Raw genomic sequence first — 21019 nt, 5'->3', positions numbered from 1 at the left:
CAGATGAGCGAGACGATCCCGCACTCCAGCGCACTGCGCCGGCAACTCCGGACCACCGCACGCCTGACCGCGCTGATCGGCGGCCCGTTGTTCTGGCTGGGGACGCTGCTGCATCCCGCTCGTGACGGATGGAGCATCGCCGCCGTCGGCGAGCGCTACGGCCTCACTCATGACATCCAGGCAGCAGGCCTGTTCCTGCAGGTCATCTGCCTGGCCAGCGTGATTGCGCTCGGCACCCAAATCACCCGACTGCGAGACCTGCGCGCCTGGTACGCCGCCCTGACCGGCACCCTGCTGTGGTTCGCCCTGATCATCTTCGACGGCTCCCACAACCCGGTCCGAGCCGAGTACGCGCCGAGCCTGGTGCATGAGCCGGCCGACCTCGACACGCCCGCCGCGCTCATCGTGTTCCCGGCCCTGCTCGTGTTCCCACTCGGATACGTGTGGCTCGCCCGTACCCTCGGGCGTCATGGCCTGCGCTGGGCCGGAGTACTGCTCGGCGTGGGTGCCACCGTCTACACGGTCGGCGGCCTGTTCATCTTCACGTCCGGGCCGCGCTTCGGTCTCATCCAACTCTTCGAAGTCGCCGGCGCGACGTCATACGCGGTCGGCTTCATCCTCCTCGGCCGCGCCGCCGCCAACGATCTCCACCAACCCCGTTGACAGTTCCGGCCAGCCACACGACGGAGCCCACCATGCCCAGACAACGTCTCCGCAACCGCCTGATCATCCTGCTGCACCGCATCGGCCTGCCCGTTGGACCGACCCAGTTGCTGACAGTCGCCGGCCGCACGACAGGCCGGTTGCGAACCACCCCGGTCGCCCCGGTGATCGTCGACGGCGTGCCGTACATCGTGCAGGCCTACCCCGGTTCCGACTGGGTAAAGAACGCCCGCGCGGCCGGCAGCGGCGTACTGACTCGCGGACGCCGCTGCCGAACCGTCGACCGCGTGGCCTCGGGCGCCACGCACCACTGACGGCCAGGCCCGACGATGCCTCCTTCCCCCCACGAAGACGCGGCGGCGATCATCCAGACCCTGATGTCACCAGCCGGGCGTGCCGATCCTTTCCCGCTCTACGCCGCTGCCCACCGGCTCGGCCCGGTCCTGGCTGTCACAGACAGTGTCTTCCTTGTGGTCGGCTACACGGCGGTCAACCAGGTGCTTCGGAATCCAGGCTTCGGCCTGCCGGACACGGCACCGAGCCGGACCGCAGCAGCGGACGACCATACCGCCGGTGCCGCGCTGCGGTTGATGGAGCGATCAATTCTGCGGACCAACCCACCGGATCACGGTCGCATGCGCTCGTTGATCTCCCAGGTGTTCACGCCACGCCGAGTCGCCGCACTGCAGCCGTCGGTCGTGGCCGCCGTGGACACCCTGCTCGACCGGCTCGCCGAGTCCGGAGCAGACGGCTGCACGGTCGACTTCATGGATCGGTTCGCCTTCCAACTGCCGGTCACCGTCATCTGCGAACTTCTCGGGGTCCCCACGGCCGACCGCCACCAGTTCCGCCCGCTGGCATCCGCGCTGACCGCGGCATTGGAGCTTGCCGGCGACACGGACGGTCCCGCCGACACGGCCGCACGTGAACTGGGAACGTACTTCACTCCCCTGATCAGCGAACGTCGTACGGCGCCGGGCGACGACCTCGTCAGCGCCTTGGTGGCCGCACGCGACACGGATGACGGTCGCCTGTCCGACGATGAGCTGATCGCCAATCTGATCCTGTTGCTGGTGGCCGGATTCGAGACCACGACGGACCTCCTCGGCAACGGACTGGCGATCCTGCTGGACCAACCGAATCTCGCCCCGGCGCTGCGTTCCGGCCGGGTCACGACAGCAGGCTTCATCGAAGAAGTCCTGCGGTACGAGTCTCCGGTGCAGGTCACGACCCGCGTGGCTCGCGCCGACGGCCTCGTTACCGAAGGCGTCCCCGTCCCTTACGGCAGCGACGTGATCCTGTTGCTCGGAGCAGCCAACCGCGACCCCGCCCGGTACCCGCGCCCCGACCGCTTCGATCCGGCCCGCACCGGCAGCAAACCTCTCAGCTTCGGCGCCGGCCCGCACATCTGCATCGGCAACAACCTGGCCCGGCTCGAAGCATCCTTGGCTTTCCCACGCCTCCTCGACCGCTTCCCGGGCATCTCGGCGGATCCCGACCGCAACCCCACCCGCCGCGACAGACTCGTGCTGCGCGGCTACCAGACCCTGTCGATTCGGGTCGAGGCAGCTACCCCGGGCCCTCTCGCGAGGCATGCCACCGGGGAGTCGTAGCAGGTCATCCCGGGCCGTCTACCTGCGACACGACCTGACGGTGCCTCAACAACCAGAAGTCTTGTCCATCAGGAGTTCCGCGGCTGCCAGAGTCATCCCTTCGGCGACTCGTCTTCGGTCGCCAGAAGCTTCGCCATCAGAGCCATGAACTGGCGCCGTTGCGCAGGTGTCAGAGGCTTCAGGACTTGCTCCTGAACACCGTCGAGGACGTTGTCGAGCTCCAGGAGTTGTTCGACTCCGGCCTGGGTGATGGTGACGATGTTGCGCCGCCGGTGCGCGGGGTCGACGGACCGCTCGACGAGCCGACGTGACTCGAGCTCGGACAGGGCTGCCGTGACGTCACTGCGATCGATCCCGGTGCCACGGCCCAGGTCAGCCTGGCTCGCGGGCCCCCACTCGTCGAGCGCAGCCAAGAGGCGGTAGTGGTAACTGCGAAGGCCGCGGCCGCGGGACTCGAACCCAGCGGAGAGGAGACCCGACGAGCGAGCGAAGGTCCGGCTGATGAGCCATGTCGGACGATCCTTGACACGGGCCGGAGTACGGCCAGGCGGGTGATCCATCGGCATGGGTCCACAGTACTCGTTGTTGGGGAGACCAACATGGTCTATGTTGGTTAGACCAACATAGGCTCTAGCGAGGAGACCGGCTCATGGACGACCCAACCACCAGTGGAACCGAACGGATTCTGGTCATCGGCAGAAGCCCGAGCGTGATCCTTGACGCTGCCGACATCCTGCGAGGTAAGGGATTCCGCGCAGATGCAACGAACCAGTTCGACGAGGTGCTGACGGAGTACGACGCCACGGACCTCGATGTCGTCGTCTTCGGTGGCATGGTTCCGCCCAACACCAAGCGGTTCCTCAGGGAAGAGATCTCCAAGGTCAACGGCCACGTCACCTTTGTGCAGGGACTCGCCGGAATCGCAGGCCTCATCGCCGCCCAGGTCGAGGGCGTCACGTCGACTGCCGGAGACCACTACGGCATCGCATATGACACGACGAAGAGAACGGTCCAGCTCACCCTGCAGGAACCCGCCCAGGTCGTCATCGAGGCTTGGTGGGCCACCTCGTTCAGGCCGCCCGAGCCAACGAGCACCTCGCTGCGGGTGATCGACTCCCACTTCGATTCAGGGGAGTACTCCGTTCCGCTCCCCGCCGAAGTTCCGCCGGTGGCGTCGTTCGTCACCGTGTCCGTCGGGCCGGCCGTCCGCGCGTTCACGGTTGGCGCGATGCCGGCGGAGGTTGTGCGCATGGTTCCAACCGGCGACCCGACCCAGCACCCCGCGCTCCCTCCCGTCCGAGCGGTGGTGACCCACAGCAATGACTGACAAGCCGAACACCCCAGCCGTACGGACCATGCGTGCGCAGGGACTGGCCAATCTCGTGGTGCGCGGCCTGCTGCGCACCCCGGGCCTAAGTCGGATCATCGGTGGCCGACTGGTCACGCTGTACATCGTGGGACGAAAGTCAGGCCGTAGATACACAGTGCCCGTCTCCTACCTAGCCCAAGGTCAGGACCTCCTCATCGGCACCAGTTTCGGTTGGGCCCGAAACCTTCGGACCGGCGAGCCCGTGGCCTTCAGGTTCAAGGGAAAGTCCAGGTTGGCAGACGTCCAGGCTTTGACCGCTGAGCCCGACGTCGTAACGGCATACGCACAAATGGCGGCCGCGAATCCGGCATTCGCCCGCTTCAGCAGAGTTCACGTGGATCAGGACGGCAACCCCAACCACCGGGACCTGCACTTGGCCTGGGTTGGAGGCGCGCGGGTCATCAAGCTCACACCTCGCTGACCCGCGCTCTTGATGTGGGTCGTGGTGGCCTTTGCACGCCACCGACCCCGATGCGGCAACGCCTTGGTGACAAGGAGCGATGCGTCAGTTCTGCTGCGGTGACCTCGGCCTATCCGAGGCGGACAAACGGCCGCACGTTCTTGCCACTCCGCAGTTCTGGGTGCAGCTTGAAAGAAACTACGGATCTCTGGGAGGGACTCCGATGAGTGAGAACGCGATGGGGCGCCGACAGGCGTTGAGGGGTGCAGGAATCGCCGCGGGTGGCGTTGCGATCGCCGGGCTGGCGACGACTCCCGCGTTGGCCGACGACGACAACGGGTTGCTCGGCAGTTGGATAAGCGTACGGCAGGACGACGGCTCGCCGGACAAGGTTCGGCTGGTCCTCAGCTTCGCTGGGGGCGGCGTCTTCGTGTCACACGACATCAGCCCAGCCGGACCGCCGTTCACCGGCACCTGGGCGCGACACGGCAAGTCGTTCCGCGCGACCTTCTGGACCGGGTTCCCGGGCGAGGGGGGACCGGAATCGGTCGGGCCGACGGTGCGAGTGCGGCTCGTGGGCACGCTGAAGCACGGCAAGATCTCCGGGACCTACCGTGCCACCGTGTTTGCCCCGGGGAGCGCCACCGAAGTGTTGGAATCCAACACCGGGAAGTTCAGCGGCCGCCGCATCGACGCCTGACCCGTCAGACGTTGCACCGACCTGGTGGGGCACATCCTTCGTGCTCGGCCGGTTGTAGCCGGACATGCCTAGTCAGTGCAAGGCGCCGCGCGGGGATTCCTCCGAGCGACCAGGCCTCAGCTGATCACGCCGGTAGGCTCGTTGCCTTTGGCAAGCTCACCGAGCTGCTCGATCTCATCGGAATCCTAGGGATCGCCAGCGTTGCGGCGGATGACCGGTTTCAGACGCCCTAATGTCACCGCAGAGCGTTTGAGAGCGGGCTCGGGCCTCATCGGAACCGAGCGTCGTTTCTAGGTTGGCTATGGGGGTCTAAGCCGACACCTTTTGTAGGTGAGAGCTGTCATCAGCTTTCCCGTGCGCCCCCCGATGTTCGTGACCGCCGTCACCACTTCGGCGCCACCGTCGTTCGGGTTGTCAGGTTTTTCGGGCGACGCGTGTCTAACGGGTATGTACGTCATCTTCATGGTCACCACGTGTCTGGCGGCGTTCGTGAACGGCTACGCCGCGTTCTTGAACTTCAGCGGCGCCGAGTCGGTCAAGGTCGTCGCTGACCGGGTACGGATCCCTCGATGGTGGATGGCGCCGCTCGGCACATTGCTGGCCTGCGGCGCCGTTGGACTTCTCGCAGGCTTCGCGGTGCCGGTGCTCGGGGCGGCTGCCGCGAGCGGCCTCGTTCTGTACTTCAGCTGCGCGGTGACGGCGCATCTTCGAGTCGATGACCGTCAGATCGGCGGAGCCGTATTCTTCCTGCTTCTGGCGGCGGCCGCCCTGTCCGCCAACGTCGCGTACCACGACCACTGGTGACCATCCGATTGCCAAGCGAGGAGTTGTCGATGGAGGAACGTCAGTGGTTGACCGAACAATTCGAGCAGCACCGGCCGCATCTGCGGGCGGTTGCCTACCGGATGCTCGGGTCGGTCAGCGAAACCGACGACGCTGTTCAGGAGGCATGGCTGCGGGTTCGCGACCAGGACGGCGGGACCGTTGAGAACATGCGGGCCTGGCTGACTACGGTCGTCGGCCGGGTGTGCCTGAACATGTTGCGATCACGGAGAACGCGACGCGAGGAGCTTTCGGCGCACGTCCCGGATCCGGTAGTCAGCTGGGGAGAGGGCAACCCGGAACACCAAGGGCTCCTGGCCGACTCCGTCGGCCTGGCTCTGCTCGTAGTGCTTGAGGAGCTCACTCCCGCCGAGCGACTGGCGTTTGTGCTGCACGACGTGTTCGCCGTGCCGTTTGCCGACATCGCAGCCACGCTCGATCGCTCCGAAGCGGCCGCGCAACAGCTCGCCAGCCGCGCCCGTCGACGTCTGCGTAACTCCCCGGAGCCGGACGCTGACCTCGCGCGGCAACGGCGCGTGATTGACGCGTTCTTCGCCGCGTCCCGGGACGGCGATTTCGATGCCCTCCTGGAGGTGCTCGATCCCGACGTCCAACTGCGGATCGATGGTGGCACCCTCCGCGCGGATGCCTCCCTCGTACGACGCGGCGCGGAGGCGGTGGCCGCGCACACCGTCACCTACTCAAAGCTCTATCCGTTCATCAGACCCGCGCTCGTGAACGGCGCCGCCGGAGCCGTGGTGGCGCCGCACGGCCAGGTGTTCTCGGTGATGGCCTTCACTGTCACGAACGGCAAGATCGCCAACATTGATTCTCTCGTAGATCCGGAGCGCCTCGCGCGGCTCGATCTCAACCTCTCGCCGATTGCCGATGAGGACGCTGACGACGATCGATCGCTTGACCCTCGGCGCGCTTGAGCGTTGAGAGCAACAGGCTTGTAGTGAGAGTTGTGACGCGTCAGGAATCACGGGCCGAGCTAAACGCCGCGCTTCATTGCCAGGTTCGAGTCCAGCCGGACGCGCCACCCAGGATCAGGGCACATGCCTTCCGGGGACGTGCCCTGGTCCTGGTGTGGAATTTGCGGCGAGCTCAGGAATTCTGCAGCGGGCGGAACGCGGCTCGCACCTCGGTCGCGAACAGGTCGGGGTCCTCCCAGGCGGCGAAGTGGCCGCCGCTGTCGACCTCGTTGAAGTAGGCGAGGCCGGGGTAGACCGTCTCGACCCAGCTGCGCGGAGCAGCCCAGAGTTCGCCGGGGAATGTCGTGAAGCCGACGGGAACGGTGACCGGCGGAGGAGCCTGGCCGGCCGCACCGGCCGCGGCCAGGAACCGTCCGAACTCCCAGTACCACCGGGCGGCCGAGGCGCCGGTGCCGGTCAGCCAGTACAGCGTGATGTTGTCGACGATGTTGTCCCGGGTGAGGCCACCCGTCGGCAGCTTGTCGACGAACGCCTGAGACATCTTGTAGTAGCTGTCTGTGTCGTGGTCGAGCATCCAGGCCGCCAGCCCGACGGGTGAATCCAGCAGGGAGTAGCCGATCGTCTGCGGCCGGGTGGATTGCTCCAGGAAGTAGGCGAAGCCGTCCGTCGTGAACGTCGCTAGCGCGGCGTGCGCCGCGCGTTCCTGCTCGGACTCCGCCGGCAGTTGATCGACAATGCCCAACGCCGTCGCGAGCAAGTTGACGTGGATCCCGACCAGCCCCTCAGGTCCTTGGCGGCCCATCGCGTCCGTGACGGCGGCGCCCACGTCGCCGCCCTGGGCGACGTAGCGCGTGTAGCCGAGGCGGTCCATCAGCTGCGCCCACGCTTGTGCGATGCGGCCGGACTCCCAGCCGAGCTCGGTCGGCTCGCCGGAGAAGCCGTAGCCAGGCAAGGACGGCAGCACCAGGTGGAAGGCGTCCTCGGGGTTGCCGCCGTGAGCGGTCGGGTCGGTGAGCGGGCCGACGACCCCGAGCAGCTCGACGACCGAGCCCGGCCAGCCGTGCGACATGATCAGCGGCAGTGCGTTCTCGTGCTTCGACCGCACGTGGATGAAGTGGATCTCGACGCCGTCGATCTCGGTCGTGTACTGCGGTAGCGCGTTCAGCTTCGCCTCGAACGCGCGCCAGTCGTGATCGGTCGTCCAGTAGCGGGCCAGCTCCTGGACCGTCGCCAGTTGCACGCCCTGGGAGCGATCGGTGACCAGCTCTCGGGTGGGCCAGCGCGTGGCCGCGATCCGGCGATGCAGGTCGGCGATCGCTTCTTCCGGCGTGTCGAGCCGGAAGGGACGGATTTCGTTTTCGTTGGACATGGTGCACCTGCCCGGTAGGTTCGACCGGCGCCGGGCGCCGGCGGATGGATCGGTTGCCACTCAGCGTCGCGCTCGGCCCGTCGCTTCGCGCCCGTGAGACTCCCTTGCCCAATCCCGGGCCTGGCAGTTCGGGCGCTGTTCCGGGTGGCCTGACTGGCCTGACCTACGGGGCGGATCGTCCGACAGGAAGGCTGTAGAGATTCCGGAGGTCGCCCTCTACCAGCGCCTGCTTCCAGAAGGTGAATCCGAGCTTGCGACAGACATTCTGCGAAGCGAGATTCTCCGGGGCGATGATGGCCAGCAGTTCACCCGCATAGCTCTGGTGAGCCTTGGCCAGCAGAGCCTGGCCGGCCTCGGTGGCATACCCGCGGCCCCTGCACTCCGGCACTAGCCGGTATCCCCACTCCAGCCAGGTCTTGCCCTCGAAGTCGATGTAGTCGACACCGGTGTATCCCACGACCAGCCCAGCGGACTGTTCGACCAACGGCTGCTTGCCAAACGGGACGGTCTGGCAGACGGCGACCATGTGGTCGAACCGGTCCGTGGCCTCCTCCTCGGTGAGGACGCCTGGGTAGAACACCATGAAGTCCTCGTCACAGACGGGCTCGACGAACCGGTCCCGGTCAGCCTCAGTGGGCAAGCGCACCAGGAGGCGCGCGGTCCTTACGACATCTGCATTCGTGTCAGTCACACGTCCTCAGAGCTCAAATGATCCACCGGGGCTGGCGACGAATGCGCCCTGAAGGCATCCTGGACAGTGGAGGGGGCGTCATGGTACTTCGGGCCGCGGCACTCGGCATTCTGATCTGCATAGCTCTGGTCACATCTTGTGGGGACAGCGAGTCTGGCACTTCGCGGACCTCGCCGATAGCAACCTCACTGCCACTGCAGGGGCAGGGATTGGCTATCGGTGGAGACGTCCAGACCCGGGCCACCGACGTCATCCGAGTCCGCCTTACCAAGGAGCAAGCCAAGACCCTCGCCAAAGCCTGCAAGAACCTCATCGAGATCGCCAGCACCGGCGACTGTCCGAAAACGATCCAGCAGATCGTTATTGAGATTGCCAGGCTCGGAGATCACCCGCTTCCGCTGCCGACCGCTCGACATGTGCCTGGGGCTGAAGGCATACGACGAGAGCGACCGCCCGACGTTGGGTGACGGGGGGTACGTCGAAATCATCGACCATCGACCGGGCGAGTCGCTGTGCAACTCCGAACCGAGCCACCTGTGTCTGCGGGTCGGGGTCAGGACATCGGAGCTGCTCGGTGAGATCGCTAGGACTACAACACCTTCCCCGCCGACTCCGAGTCCGACGCCAACTCCTAGTCCGACGCCGAACCCGAGTCCGACGCCGACGCCGACTCCGAGTCCGACGCCAACTGAGATATCCACTTCTGGCCCGTCTACCGGTTCGTCACTCTCGCCAGCGTCTCCGGCCGAAGGCCCTTGACGTCGTGAGCAAGCGGTCCGCCAGCTCGTCGGCCAGCGATCGAGGACTCGGTCCGGTCGTCGAGTTCGCTAGCCGCGTGCTAGCCCCAGCCGGCGTCCTCACCGCAGTGCTGTATTACTTCGGCTACGTGCGCGAGCAGGCCCTGTTTGCCTACTTCGGCATCGACCTCGGCAGTCTGGACTTCTCGACAACGGACTACCTCGTACGCAGCGCGGGCACGTTGTTCCTTCCGCTAGCAACGCTCCTCGTCGGCGCCGTGGTGGCCGTCGCCAGCCACTACGTGCTCCTGCACCTGCTGGGTCGGGCCACCCTCAGATGGCGACGAATCGCCTGGATTGCCCTCGCCGCCATCGCCACGACGATGCTTCTGCTCGGAGCGATCGGACTCCATCGGCGCCACGACCCGTTCCTCAGCCCACTGGCCGCACCCGTGGCGCTGGGCACCGGCGCGCTCCTGCTCGAGTACGCCGTAGAAACCGCCCGGGCCACCGAGAGGTTGCCCGCACCACTGAGGACAGCCCTCGATGGGACTGGGACCCTGCGACGAGTCCTAGCGGCGGCACTCCTCCTCGTCGCGGTCTTCTGGGCAACAGCCAATGTGGCCCAGCAGCGCGGGATAGCCGCAGCGAGAGCAATAGAGTTGACGCTATCCACCCACCCGCAGGCAGTTGTGTACAGCCGCGTCCGCCTGCAAATCACCGGGCCTGGGGTGAACCTTGAGCCCCTCGGCGCGGCCGGAGCTGCCTTCGCATTCCGCTACAACGGCCTCCGGATGCTGGTGCACACTGGCGGTCGCTGGTTTCTATTGCCTGTCGGCTGGACCCACGACAACGGGGCCACAGTCATCCTGCTGCCGGACACGTCCGGGGATATCCGCGTCGACCTGGCTCCGTAACCGCATCTCGCGGTCACGGAGCGCCGGAGTCCGATCTAAGCCACCGGCAAGGCGGCGCGGCGGCGTCGTTGGCCGCTCGCAGCCGGAGACGCGCGGGCGCCGGAGCCAGATCGGCTGGGAGCACGCCAACACACGCCCAAACTGGAGATGCCTGACCAGGCTCAGGTTGCCTCCTGTCAAGTGAGTCCATCGACCTTCTAATCCGTTGGTCGCAGGTTTCGAATCGTGCGGGGCGCGCCGCTACTTGAAGCGCTAAAGCGAGGCCAGGACGGTTCTAGCCTCGTCCAGACGGTCGCGCTCGCGCTGCAGGAGAGCGCGACGATCGGCGGATGCCTCCGCCCGCTCGGTCAGTGACCGCGCAGCCAGGACGTCCAGCTCCAGCGTCATCCAGTCGGCGCAGGCGTCGAGCACTGCTTGGCCATCTCGTCGCCACAGGTCCGCTTCGGCCTCGAGCTCGGCAAGACGGGACCGGCTGCTCGCCAGCCCGTTCCGGTACTCCTCCAAAAGGATCGAGTAGACCCGGGCATCCACCTCACCGGCGTTGCGAGCGCCGTCGAGTCGATCAAGGTAGGCCTCGTGGTCCAGCGCGCACTGCCTAGCGGCTACGAGCCGCTCTCCAAGTTCGGGCAGGGTCACCCCGGCCGCCACCCTGATGCCGACGATCCTGGCCTCAGTGGGCGAGATCTCACCCAAGCAGGCGCGGATCTCGGCGACCTCGAGATCGAGCAGAACCTCCAGCAACGTGACCTGCTGGGACAGTTGTGCGGTCTGTGCAGGCAACTGCTTGACCTTGTCCCGGACCTCGACAAAAGGCTGAAGCACCCATTCCCGCAGGTCACTCGACCTCTCAACGGTCCGGGTCTGCACTTCCTTGAACCGTTTCTGCAATGAACCTGAGAAACCGGACGACCTGTCCGAACCATCAGCCTCGGCCGGTCCTGGCTCGCCAGTGAGGTTCGCCCTCAGGATGGCGTCCACGAGCCGGCCCAACTGCGCCACACGGCTCAAGATCTGCTTCCAGGCCTGAGTTCGCCAGCGGATGTCCACGAGGAGTTCCTGGTCCTCCCGCGCTGCCTCCAGGTCCATCTCGCTGTCCGCCGGGGGGTGGTACCGCTCGGCGAGCGCAGCAACGGTCTCCAGCTGGGACAGGTATGCCTCGAACTGGGCCGACGAACTGGCGACGAGATCCGTCCAGGTGTTGAGCGGGATCCCGGTCTGCTGCTTGACGTACTGGCTGGTGACGCCCTGCACGGCGCGCATGGCGCCCACGATCGGCAAACCGATCATGCCGAATCCGCCCCACTGCTGCCCCAGTCCTCCCCCGCTCTGCGTGATCACCTGGAGGGCTGAGCCGACGGCCTCCAGGGTCTCGGAGACGGCCCGGCACCCCGCACTGACCGTGTCGACCGTGCGGTCCAGAGCGGCAAAAGTCGTCCTGACGTTCTCGATCGAAGGTGCCGTGAGGGCGTCCACGCGCCCGATGCCCTCGGTGAGCCCGTAGTCGCCCATCCTCGATCTCCCCCTCAGCGCCCTAACCGCGTACGGCAGCTCGTCTTGCGGAGGCGTCCGGGGCGCCCGCTGATACACCGAGCGACCACAGCGACCCGGTTTCGATTCGCGCACTTTCTCGTCCGCGCAGGGTGAAGCCCACGGGTCAGACATGTACGACGCTGAGATCGTGCTCAAACGTACTGCGCTCGGGTGGCCGGCGACCGCGATGGCCGTGGCCGTCTTCGCCAGCGGTTGTACTACGTCCTCGGCTCCACCTGACGGGTCTACAGCCGAGACCACCCAATCGGCGCAACCAACACAGACGGCCCAAGCCGCAGTCGATCGCGAGGCGATGCAGGACGACGAACAGACCGCCGTCAAAGCGGTGGATGGGTTCTGGCGTCGTCACTTCGCCCAGCAGTTCGGACAGCCGTACCGAAGTCCACGCGTCGCCGGGGCCTACACCGGCACAGACGGACCGTCCTGCGGGGGCGAGCCCTCCGTGCCGTTCAATGCCTTCTACTGCCTGCCGGGCGACTTCCTGGCGTGGGACGAAGACCTGATGGCAGCCGGCTATAGCCAGATCGGCGACGCCTGGGTCTACCTGATCATCGCCCACGAGTGGGGCCACGCGATCCAGGCGAGGCTGGACAACGACCTGGTCTCGGTCGCGGCGGAGCTCCAGGCGGACTGCCTGGCAGGGGCCGCGCTGCAAGGGGCGGCCGATGAAGGCGTGATCGCGATCGAGCCCGGCGACGGCGAGGAACTCGCCAAAACACTGGCCGCGGTCGCGGACGACTACCCCTGGACCAAGGAGAGCGACCACGGCAGCGCCGAAGAGAGGACTTCGTCCTTCAACACCGGCGTACAAGGTGGCGTCTCGGCCTGCATCTGAACACCCCCTGCGGCGACCTCTGTCAGTGTCGCTTACGGCGGTTCGCGACTGCACTCGCCGCTCGAACGTCGCCTCGCCCTCCACCCGTACCGGGCCAGCAGTTCATACAGCCACGACCGGCGACACCGTACTTGGCGACCACCTCCGCGACCGACCGCCGCTTCAGCGTGATCGCAGTGATCACCAACCACGTTGGGCGGTGATGATCCAGGCTCGTGAGTCGAACCAGATGCCGTCGCCGGTGTGGTGGGCCGCGATGATGGCGAGTAGCCGCTGGAGTGCTTGTTCGGTTTGGGCTGGGTTCAAGTCGGCGAGTAGGTCCTGTGTCATCCACAGGCTGCGGACTGCGTTGGACGCGGCTTCGGCGTTCGGGCCGTAGTAGACGGGTTCGCGGACGTCGGTGACGTGTATGTGGATGAACCCGGCTGCGGTCAGGAGGCGTTCTGCGGCTGCTGGGTCGGCGAGGGAGAACGGGTCGCCGCCCGCGGGAACGGGCGGTGTGCGTCCGTCGGCCAGGGCATCACGGATCATGGCATCCCACTCCTGGTGCCTTCTGTCCTGCCACACCAGCTGTACCAGCCGTGCTCCCGGCCGCAACGCGCGGGCGATGTTGGTGAACGCGGCGTCTGGGTCGGTGAAGAACATCGTGCCGAACCGGCTGATGCCTAGGGAGAAATGCTCTGCTGGAAAAGGGTGTATCTGGGCATCAGCCTGTTCGAAGCGAACATTGCGCAAGCCATCCTGTTCGCTGAGCCGGCGGGCAGTCGCCACCATCAGGGCGGAGATGTCGACGCCGACCGCGCTCCCGGAGACAGTGCCTCTGGCGGCCTCCCGGGTGGTGAGCCCGGTACCGCAGCCGATGTCGAGCACGTGGTCAGCGGGTCCGACATCCATTGCCGTCAGCAGCCGCCGGTGATAGCGACGCAGCTCGGCGTCATAGTCGAACGGCAGGTTCTGGCGTTCCGCGTTCATGGCATGACAGTAGGCCCGCCTGTAGATGGCGAAAAGCGATAGTTCTCGATCGAATCAATCGTGAACCCCGATCCCCACTCACCACACGCGCCTTCGCCATTGCCGTCGAAGTCGCAGCGAAACGCGGGCAGGCCGCGACCGTTCGGACCTGCGTCGTCTCGGCAGGCAACTGACCACCCCTGCGTGTACCTCTGTCAGTGTCGCTTGCGGCGGTCTCCTCGCGATTGCGCCGCCGCTTCCGCTCCCGCCGCGCAGCACTGCCCGACGCAGTACGGGACGCGTTGGCGGTACCCGTCGGTGTCCCGGAACCGCCTCGACCGGCCTTGACGCGCTCGTTCCGGATCAGCACCACGACCACGAGAAGGACCGCCAACCCAGCGAAGATGACGATGTACCACACACTGACCCCCTCCGCTCTCCGCCTCGATTCTCGCGGGAATCGCCGGCAGGCGCCTCATCCGTTGCGGACCACAGATCGTTCTCGCCAGCCCTCGCGTCCGGGGACGGCGGCCTTTGCAACCGGGTGCCTCCGGCGTAGCGTCTTTTGAGGTGTGTCAAGCACCTAGGCCCGACGGGTTCGCTTGCCGAAGTCGTTGGTCAGGCGACCGCGTCCGGCGTCTCCGCTGACAGAGGCATTCATGAAGCGAGCAGGAACTTCGTGCGGCTCTTCGCTACGACCTCGCCGCCTGCTGGTCGGCCTTGTCGCGCTGCTGGCCGTACTCGTCTTGGCAACCGGCTGCGGCCCCGAGTCGGATAGTGGCGGAGGTACTACATCGGCGCCTGCGACGCAGTCGGCCTCGAGCGGTTCGGCCGCTCCCGCCGGTGGGTCGATGGTGGAGATCAAAGACTTCATGTTCACGCCGATGACCTTGACCGTCGCGGTCGGTACCACGGTGACCTGGAAGTTCGACGACTCGACGCAGCACACCGTCACGGCCGATGACAACTCGTTCGCGTCATCGCCGATGTCGAACGGCCAGACCTTCACCCACACCTTCAGCGCCGCCGGCACGGTGGCCTACCACTGCTCCATCCACCCGGAGATGACCGGCACCATCACCGTGAAGTAGTCCGCTGGTCGACTCCATGTAGGTGGCGTACGCCGGGGAGCCGAGCCCCGGCACACGCCACCTCGTCACGTCAGCAGCTCAGCGGACTGTCGATGCCTGCGTGATGATCTGGCGCAGGTCGGCAGGCAGCCGGTCCTGCACTGTGGAGCCGCTTGCCCTCATCGCCGCGGCACCGACCGCCGGGGTCGGGTCGGGCTGCGGAACCGGATCGCACTGGACGTCGGAACGCTCACCGGGGAGCCGCGCCGGCAGCGCGCCGGTCAGCAGGTACGTCGCGATCCGGTCGTCGGTGCACGACACCCCTGACAGCGAGCCGGCATGCGTCGTACCGCCGACGCCCTCGATCAGCACCGACCGCGGGTAGCGCTTGCGCACCTCGATCGCACCCGCCCACGGCGTGGCCGCGTCGTTGGTCTCCTCGATGAGCAGCACGCCCGGGACCCGTGCACCGTTGACGTTGGTCGGCGTGCCCACGCGGCCTGGCCAGTAGCGGCAGGGCGCGTTGTACCAGCCGTTGTTCCAGGTCAGGAACGGCGAGGTCTGGTGCAGAGCCCAGTTGTCCTTGGCCCACTTGCCCCAGCCCTGTGGCCACTGCACGTTGGTGCATTGGACCGCCAGGTAGTTGGCGTAGGTGTTGTCCGCGCCAGGACCGGTCGGGTCGCCGTAGTAGTCGCGGGCCGGACCCAGGTCGCCGGCCTTCGCGGCTGCGAATACCTGGGCGACGTCCTCCCATCCGTAGACGTAGTAGGCCGCCCCGACGAAGATGTCGTTCCACTCGTCCGGGCCGAGCGTGCCGAAGGGGTTCCGGCGCAACTGCTGCTGGATGGAGTAGTAGAGGTCCTCGATCGCGGCGCCGTCGGTGCCGATGTGGTAGACGTCGTCGTGCTTGGCGACCCAGTCGAAGTACACCTTGATGTTCTTGTCGAACTGGATGTCCTGGTTGAGGTTGGCGTCGTACCAGACGTCGGCCGGGTTCACGACACCGTCCCACACCATCCGGCGGACCCGATCGGGGTGCAGCGTGCTGTAGACCTGGCCGAGGTAGGTGCCGTAGGAGAACCCGTAGTAGTTGATCTTGTCGGCACCGAGCGCCTTGCGGATGCTCTCCATGTCGTTGACCCAGTCGGTCGTCTTCATGTGGTCGAGCAGGGCGCCGCCGGCGGCGCCGCAGTCGCGGGCGTACTGGCGGGTCTTTTGCCACCATGCCTGTCGCAGCGCATTCGTCTCGGGGACGAAGTAGGGGCGCGGGCCGCCGAAGTACTCACCGTCGCAACTCAGCGAGGGCTGGCTGGAGCCGACGCCGCGGGGGTCGAAGCCGATCCAGTCGTAGGGGTCGCCGCCGTTGTGGGGCACGAACTCTCCGAGCCGCGCCAGGCCCAGCCCGGAGCCGCCCGGGCCACCCGGGTTGACCAGCATGACGCCCTGGGCGTTCGCGTCGGAGGTCTTGTGCAGGATCCGCGAGACCGCGATCTTGATCTTTGCCGCCTGGGGCTTGGCATAGTCCAGCGGCACGGTCAGCAGGCCGCACCGCGCGCCGGCGTTCTGCAGCGAAACGCTGGCGCACTGGCCCCAGACGATCGGTGGTGGCGTGTACCCGGGTGCGTTGCTTTGCGTCGCGTCCCGCGCTGTCTGGCGAGGAAAGATCTCCCGGTGGCACCGGGAAGTTCAGCGGCGGCCGCATCAACACATGAGCTGAGAGGGGTGGTCAGGTCGTAGGGGCGGCGTCGTTGGCCCGGCGGTCCCAGCCGTGGAAGTGGGAGTGGTCGCCGGCTGTCCAGGCTTCGCGGAGGCCGGGGGTGCCCAGGTCCCAGTCGGGGCGGATTTCGGCGGAGGCGGCGCGGAGGTCTCGCCAGAGGTCGTCGACAGACGGCCGGCCCCAGAACCAGTAGCCGTTGTAGATGCTGTGGATGACCAGGCCCGGCTTGAGGACGAAGGTGTACGGGATCATCGGGTCGTTGTCGGGATCGGTGTACTCCTGGATATCGAGGTCCTTCTGGATCGTCCGGCCGGGGTCGGACAGGAACGGCCAGAAGGCGCCGACCGACGCGCGGAACTCCTGCAGCGTGTGGTGCTCGTCCGTCGAGATCGTCACGATCTGGGTGTAGGCCACCGCGAGCTTCGGTTGGATCGCCGCCAGGTCGAGGTGCTGCTGGTGCTCCTTGGGGCAGAAGTGCCCGCGCGCCAGCGTGAGGATCATCGGATCGTCCCCCTGGAGCTCACTGAGCGTCCGGACGGTCTCCGTGTGGTCGGGCAGCGCGTAGTCGGGAAAGACCCCGCCGGGAGTGATATCTGAACGCATGGAACAGCCGCCTCTCACATGACGTCGCGTCGGGGTCAGGAAGCGTCGCGTTTGGCCTGGCGGCGGGTGTTGGCGGCCCGGCTGGAGGCGTCCTTCTTCAGGCCGCCGGTGGTCTTGGTGGCGCGCGGTGGGCTGCTGGTCTTGGTCGCAGAGTTGCGCGGTGGGCGGGTGGTGGCCTTGGGGGCGGCGGAGGTCGAGCGAGCGGCTTCGAGGCGTTCGGCCTTGAGTTCGGCGGCGGCTCGGTTGGCGGCTGCGGCGACTTCGCGGCTCACGCGAGCCAGGGAGAGTTCGAAGAGTTCGGCCTTGTCGCGGTCCCGCTGGTTCTTCGGGTACGAGAAGCCGCGGCCACCCCGGGGCGCGACAGCGGCGCTGGCACCTCGCCGGTAGTTCTTGACGTACTTCGTGCGCGCGCGCCGGATCCGTTGGTGCAGGTCCAGGAGTTCGTCTTCGTCGAGGCCCTTCAGGGCGTCGCGTTCGGTCTCCGCGACGAGCAGACGCTCAGCGTCTGTCAACGAGTTCAGCAGACGCTGGTTCATGGATGCCTCCCGTGCAGCCGGATTTTCGAGCGTACTGGCTGTGACGATGCCCGTCGAGGGCAAGCCAGCGCGCGAGCATACTGGTACGACGGCCCGTCCTGGAGGTCATCGTGGTCCAGTCCTCAGTGCGAGCGCGGACCTGGGTGCGGGCTCAGCAGCGGCCCAGGAGCGTGCTCTACCTCTGCTCCCCCATCGGGCTCGGGCATGCGCGCCGCGACCTGGCGATCGCGCGGGAACTGCGCCGGCACCACCCCGACGTGCGGATCGACTGGCTCACCCAGCATCCCGTGACCAAGGTGCTCGAGGACGCCGGCGAGAAGGTGCATCCGGCATCGACCTGGCTCGCCAACGAGTCGGCGCACGTCGAGGAGGAGTCCGGCGAGCACGATCTGCACGCGTTCCAGGCGATCCGGCGGATGGACGAGATCCTGGTCAACAACTTCATGGTGTTCAACGACGTCGTCGAGGACCGGTACTACGACCTGGTGGTCGCCGACGAGGCCTGGGACGTCGACTACTTCCTGCACGAGAACCCCGAGCTGAAGCGCTTCGGGTTCGCCTGGCTGACGGACTTCGTCGGCTGGCTGCCGATGCCCGACGGCGGCGAGCCCGAGGAACGGTTGGCCGCCGATTACAACGCGGAGATGCTCGAGCAGCGCCAGAGATACCGGCGGCTGCGCGACCGGTCGATCTTCGTCGGCAACCCGGACGACATCGTCGACGACGAGTTCGGCCCCGGCCTGCCGAAGATCCGCGACTGGACCGAGCAGAACTTCGACTTCGCCGGCTACATCACCGGCTTCGAACCTCCCGATGAAGAAGAGCGCGCGCGCCTCAGGTCAAACCTTGGCTACCAGGAGGACGACCGACTCTGCCTCGTGACCGTTGGTGGTTCCGGAGTCGGAGCATCACTCCTGCGCCGCGTGCTGGACGCCGTACCGCGGGCTCGACGGCTCGTCCCGGAACTCCACTTCCTGGTCGTCTGCGGACCTCGGATCGACCCCAGGTCTCTGCCCAGCCGCCGTGGTGTGAAGGTTCGCGGCTACTTGCCTGAGCTCTACCGACACCTGGCCGCGTGCGACCTCGCCGTAGTACAAGGCGGTCTCACGACCTGCATGGAACTCACCGCGAATCGAAAGCCCTTCCTTTACATCCCCCTCCAGAACCACTTCGAGCAGAACCTCCACGTTCGTCACAGGCTCGACCGGTACGGCGCCGGCCGCTGCCTGACGTACGCCGAAGCTCGTGACCCGGACGCGCTCGCGGAGGCAATCGCCAAGGAGGTACGTCGCGAGGTGGACTACCGCCCGGTCGAGACCGATGGCGCGGCGCGTGCTGCCGCGATGCTGGCGGAGCTGTTCTGATGCGCGCGCTAGCCCCGTCCACCAACGGGTACGTCGAGCGTGACGGCGTCCGCGTGTACTACGAGTCGTACGGCGACGGGGATCCCACGGTGTTCCTGCTGATGCCGGACCTCATCGTGCAGTCGCAAGCCTGGAAGGCTCAGGTGCCCTTCCTCGCAAGGCACTACCGCGTCGTCGTGATCGATCCCCGCGGCAATGGCAAGTCCGACTCACCGGGCAGTCCCGAGTTGTTCTCGACTCGCCAGTTCATCGATGACGCCTGGGCGGTGCTCGACAGGATCGAGGTGGAACAGGCCGTTCTGGTGGGTCTGTGCACGGGTGCCGGCCACGCGGTGATGATGGCCGCGGAGGTCCCGAGCCGGGTGCTCGGAGTGTGCGCGATCAACCCCGGCCTGGCTCTCTCGCCACCGCATCCCTTCAAGGTCGCCCACGACTTCGACGCTGTACTGGACAGCGACGACGGGTGGAACAAGCTGAACCGTCACTACTGGCGGCGCGACTGGCCCGGGTTCGCCCGCTTCTTCTTCGGCGAGATGTTCCCCGAGCCGCACTCGAGCAAGCAGTTGGAGGACTGCGTCACCTGGGCCTGCGGAACAACCGTGGACGCGATGCTGGCCGAGTCGGATGCCCCAGCCAGTACGCAGTACGACGCCGCTGACATCTGCCGGCAGGTGACCTGCCCCGTGCTCGTCATCACGGGATCCGAAGACCACTGCCAATCACCCGAGCGAGGCCGCAAGGTCGCCGAACTGACCGGCGGCGACCTCGTCGTCATCGAAGGCGCCGGTCATCTCCCTCAGGCGCGCGACCCGGTCAAGGTCAATCTCCTGCTCCGAGACTTCGTCCGCCGAGCAGGTACTACGTCCCGGACAACCTGAAACCCCGGAGAAATGAAGAAGCGCACCAGCAATTCGGCTGATGCGCGGAGAAAATCGATCGAAGATCTAGACCGGATGCAGAGGTCGGGTTTATTCTGACCAAATGCATAGAACAGACTTGAACACAGATCTCCTCTCAACCATAACATCAAACAATTCGGATCGCAAGCCCGCCGCCTCGGCCGGAACCTGGAGTCTGGGCGACCTGTCGGTGAACCGGCTCGGCTTCGGCGCCAAGCGCCTCGCCGGAAGCGGAAACGGAAACGGCAGCGGCAGCGGGGGCACTGGAGCCGGCCGGGTGTCGGTGGCGGACAAGGAGCGGATGGTCGGGTTGTTGCGGCAGGCGGTGGAACTCGGGGTGAATCACCTCGACACGGCCGCGTTCTATCCGACGTTCAAGCAGGATCGGCCAGGCAATCACTTCAGCCCGCTGAATCCGGACGGGCCGAGCAATCAGTTCACCGGTCTGAACACGGCCAATGAGGTGATCCAGGAGGCGCTGGCGCCGTACCCGGACGACCTGGTGATCGCCACGAAGGTAGGGCCGCTCGAGGGTGGCCTCGCCCGGCCCGACCAACTCCGCGGGCTCGTCGAGGAGAACCTTCGCCAACTGAAGCTCGACACCCTCGATGTGGTGTACCTGCGCCAGCACGGGCTCGACTCGATCGCCGAGCACTTCGCAGTACTGGCCGAGCTCCGCGAGCAGGGGATGATCCGGCACCTCGGGCTGTCGAACGTCCGGCTGCACCACCTCGCGCAGGCTCAGCAGATCGCGCCGGTGGTCGCGGTACAGAACCGGTACGGCGTGGGGTTCGGGCGGGTCAACGACGAGATCCTCCGGGTCTGCGGCGAGCAGGGCATCGCGTTCGTGCCGTTCTTCGCCGTCACCGCCACCGGTCGCGAGGCCGGCGGTGTCGCCGCGTCCGACCCGGTGCTCGCCATCGCTCGCGAGCACGGAGCGACGCCCGCCCAGATCCGGATCGCGTGGACCCTCGCGCAGGGCCCGCACGTGCTGGCCATCCCCGGCACCGGCAACCCCGCCCACCTGACGGAGAACCTGGCCGCCGCCGACATCCACCTCTCCCCCGCCCAACTGGCCACCCTCGACGCCATCCCCAGCCAGTAGTCCGCAGGGTGGTGCGGCCAGCCCGTTGGGCGCGCAGACTGAGCTGAGAGCCCGCCTGTACTGCGGGTTGCGTGCCAATTAGTTCGGGCAGTCGCTACTGGGGAGGTGGCGACTGCCCGACAGGGCCCACTGAGGACGGGCCACTCACGGGGAGAGCGCTGACGGATCGGCA

At 66.7% G+C, this 21019-nt stretch carries 22 protein-coding genes; 13 read left to right on the top strand and 9 right to left on the bottom strand.

Translation table 11 applies throughout. The features are described 5' to 3' along the window. The first annotated feature begins 3 nt into the window (after nucleotides 1–3). The 3 genes from EV644_RS31045 to EV644_RS31035 are packed head-to-tail and all read left to right on the top strand — an operon-like array spanning nucleotide 4 to nucleotide 2276. The gene (locus EV644_RS31045) at nucleotides 4–663 is read left to right on the top strand and encodes a hypothetical protein (RefSeq protein ID WP_132192625.1); all 660 of its coding nucleotides are present in this window, start codon (nucleotides 4–6) and stop codon (nucleotides 661–663) included. A gap of 32 nt (nucleotides 664–695) precedes the next feature. Then, entirely contained in the window at nucleotides 696–977 is a 282-nt protein-coding gene (locus EV644_RS31040; RefSeq protein ID WP_132192623.1) for a nitroreductase/quinone reductase family protein, read from the top strand. Between the two features lie 15 nt (nucleotides 978–992). Continuing rightward, nucleotides 993–2276, top strand: coding sequence for a cytochrome P450 (locus tag EV644_RS31035; RefSeq protein WP_132192621.1), 1284 nt, complete (start codon nucleotides 993–995; stop codon nucleotides 2274–2276). Nucleotides 2277–2368: 92 nt separating this feature from the next. Here EV644_RS31035 and EV644_RS31030 read toward each other — a convergent pair whose 3' ends face one another. Next, complete coding sequence (locus tag EV644_RS31030; protein ID WP_199240091.1) at nucleotides 2369–2842, bottom strand: MarR family winged helix-turn-helix transcriptional regulator; 474 nt, start codon at nucleotides 2840–2842, stop codon at nucleotides 2369–2371. An 83-nt stretch (nucleotides 2843–2925) separates the two neighbouring features. Between EV644_RS31030 and EV644_RS31025 the strand changes: the two genes are divergently transcribed. From EV644_RS31025 to sigJ, 4 genes are all read left to right on the top strand, one after another. After that, on the top strand, nucleotides 2926–3603 hold the full coding sequence (locus tag EV644_RS31025; RefSeq protein ID WP_132192619.1) for a hypothetical protein: 678 nt from the start codon (nucleotides 2926–2928) through the stop codon (nucleotides 3601–3603). A 665-nt stretch (nucleotides 3604–4268) separates the two neighbouring features. Further along, nucleotides 4269–4745: a hypothetical protein gene (locus tag EV644_RS31015; RefSeq protein ID WP_132192617.1), complete on the top strand. Its 477-nt coding sequence runs from the start codon at nucleotides 4269–4271 to the stop codon at nucleotides 4743–4745. Nucleotides 4746–5075: 330 nt separating this feature from the next. Further along, complete coding sequence (locus EV644_RS31010) at nucleotides 5076–5549, top strand: DoxX family protein (protein ID WP_199240090.1); 474 nt, start codon at nucleotides 5076–5078, stop codon at nucleotides 5547–5549. 29 nt (nucleotides 5550–5578) lie between these two features. After that, nucleotides 5579–6502 (top strand): RNA polymerase sigma factor SigJ, encoded by a 924-nt coding sequence (gene sigJ, locus EV644_RS31005; RefSeq protein ID WP_132192615.1) that lies wholly within the window; start codon nucleotides 5579–5581, stop codon nucleotides 6500–6502. Between the two features lie 172 nt (nucleotides 6503–6674). Here the strand turns inward: sigJ and EV644_RS31000 are convergent, their stop codons facing one another. The 3 genes from EV644_RS31000 to EV644_RS44775 form a co-directional block, all read right to left on the bottom strand. Then, entirely contained in the window at nucleotides 6675–7871 is a 1197-nt protein-coding gene (locus tag EV644_RS31000; RefSeq protein ID WP_132192613.1) for an epoxide hydrolase family protein, read from the bottom strand. Between the two features lie 163 nt (nucleotides 7872–8034). Next, nucleotides 8035–8517 (bottom strand): GNAT family N-acetyltransferase, encoded by a 483-nt coding sequence (locus EV644_RS30995; protein ID WP_158292971.1) that lies wholly within the window; start codon nucleotides 8515–8517, stop codon nucleotides 8035–8037. A gap of 230 nt (nucleotides 8518–8747) precedes the next feature. Next, nucleotides 8748–8951 carry a hypothetical protein gene (locus tag EV644_RS44775; protein ID WP_158292970.1) on the bottom strand — a complete coding sequence of 68 codons (204 nt, stop codon included), beginning with the start codon at nucleotides 8949–8951 and terminating at the stop codon, nucleotides 8748–8750. A 446-nt stretch (nucleotides 8952–9397) separates the two neighbouring features. Here EV644_RS44775 and EV644_RS30985 point away from each other — a divergent pair, with 446 nt between their 5' ends. Continuing rightward, entirely contained in the window at nucleotides 9398–10216 is an 819-nt protein-coding gene (locus EV644_RS30985) for a hypothetical protein (protein WP_132192607.1), read from the top strand. A 252-nt stretch (nucleotides 10217–10468) separates the two neighbouring features. On the opposite strand, the gene EV644_RS30980 is transcribed toward EV644_RS30985, so the two are convergent. Continuing rightward, the gene (locus EV644_RS30980) at nucleotides 10469–11725 is read right to left on the bottom strand and encodes a hypothetical protein (RefSeq protein WP_132192605.1); all 1257 of its coding nucleotides are present in this window, start codon (nucleotides 11723–11725) and stop codon (nucleotides 10469–10471) included. Nucleotides 11726–11876: 151 nt separating this feature from the next. Here EV644_RS30980 and EV644_RS30975 point away from each other — a divergent pair, with 151 nt between their 5' ends. Further along, nucleotides 11877–12602, top strand: a complete 726-nt coding sequence (locus EV644_RS30975; RefSeq protein ID WP_199240089.1) for a neutral zinc metallopeptidase — start codon at nucleotides 11877–11879, stop codon at nucleotides 12600–12602. A 180-nt stretch (nucleotides 12603–12782) separates the two neighbouring features. Here EV644_RS30975 and EV644_RS30970 read toward each other — a convergent pair whose 3' ends face one another. Beyond that, complete coding sequence (locus EV644_RS30970) at nucleotides 12783–13574, bottom strand: class I SAM-dependent methyltransferase (RefSeq protein WP_132192603.1); 792 nt, start codon at nucleotides 13572–13574, stop codon at nucleotides 12783–12785. A gap of 638 nt (nucleotides 13575–14212) precedes the next feature. Here EV644_RS30970 and EV644_RS47280 point away from each other — a divergent pair. Beyond that, a complete protein-coding gene (locus EV644_RS47280) occupies nucleotides 14213–14644 on the top strand; it encodes a cupredoxin domain-containing protein (RefSeq protein WP_132192601.1) in 432 nt (143 codons plus the stop codon). A 78-nt stretch (nucleotides 14645–14722) separates the two neighbouring features. Here EV644_RS47280 and EV644_RS30960 read toward each other — a convergent pair whose 3' ends face one another. The 3 genes from EV644_RS30960 to EV644_RS30950 form a co-directional block, all read right to left on the bottom strand. Continuing rightward, entirely contained in the window at nucleotides 14723–16156 is a 1434-nt protein-coding gene (locus EV644_RS30960; protein ID WP_241999020.1) for an alpha/beta fold hydrolase, read from the bottom strand. Nucleotides 16157–16349: 193 nt separating this feature from the next. Continuing rightward, nucleotides 16350–16943, bottom strand: coding sequence for a redoxin domain-containing protein (locus tag EV644_RS30955; RefSeq protein WP_132192597.1), 594 nt, complete (start codon nucleotides 16941–16943; stop codon nucleotides 16350–16352). A 35-nt stretch (nucleotides 16944–16978) separates the two neighbouring features. After that, a complete protein-coding gene (locus tag EV644_RS30950; RefSeq protein ID WP_132192595.1) occupies nucleotides 16979–17479 on the bottom strand; it encodes a hypothetical protein in 501 nt (166 codons plus the stop codon). A gap of 110 nt (nucleotides 17480–17589) precedes the next feature. Between EV644_RS30950 and EV644_RS30945 the strand changes: the two genes are divergently transcribed. The 3 genes from EV644_RS30945 (at nucleotide 17590) to EV644_RS30935 (ending at nucleotide 20847) form a co-directional block, all read left to right on the top strand. Next, nucleotides 17590–18843 carry a glycosyltransferase gene (locus tag EV644_RS30945; RefSeq protein ID WP_132192593.1) on the top strand — a complete coding sequence of 418 codons (1254 nt, stop codon included), beginning with the start codon at nucleotides 17590–17592 and terminating at the stop codon, nucleotides 18841–18843. Next, nucleotides 18843–19721, top strand: a complete 879-nt coding sequence (locus EV644_RS30940) for an alpha/beta fold hydrolase (protein ID WP_132192591.1) — start codon at nucleotides 18843–18845, stop codon at nucleotides 19719–19721. The genes EV644_RS30945 and EV644_RS30940 overlap by 1 nt, the downstream gene beginning before the upstream one ends. 211 nt (nucleotides 19722–19932) lie before the next feature. Beyond that, entirely contained in the window at nucleotides 19933–20847 is a 915-nt protein-coding gene (locus EV644_RS30935; RefSeq protein WP_241999018.1) for an aldo/keto reductase, read from the top strand. Nucleotides 20848–21019: the final 172 nt, after the last annotated feature.

The organism is Kribbella orskensis (genome assembly GCF_004342085.1).
Lineage (GTDB): Bacteria > Actinomycetota > Actinomycetes > Propionibacteriales > Kribbellaceae > Kribbella > Kribbella orskensis.
The sequence above is the reverse complement of the archived record's forward strand: the minus strand, read 5'-3'. Positions and strand labels throughout refer to the sequence as shown.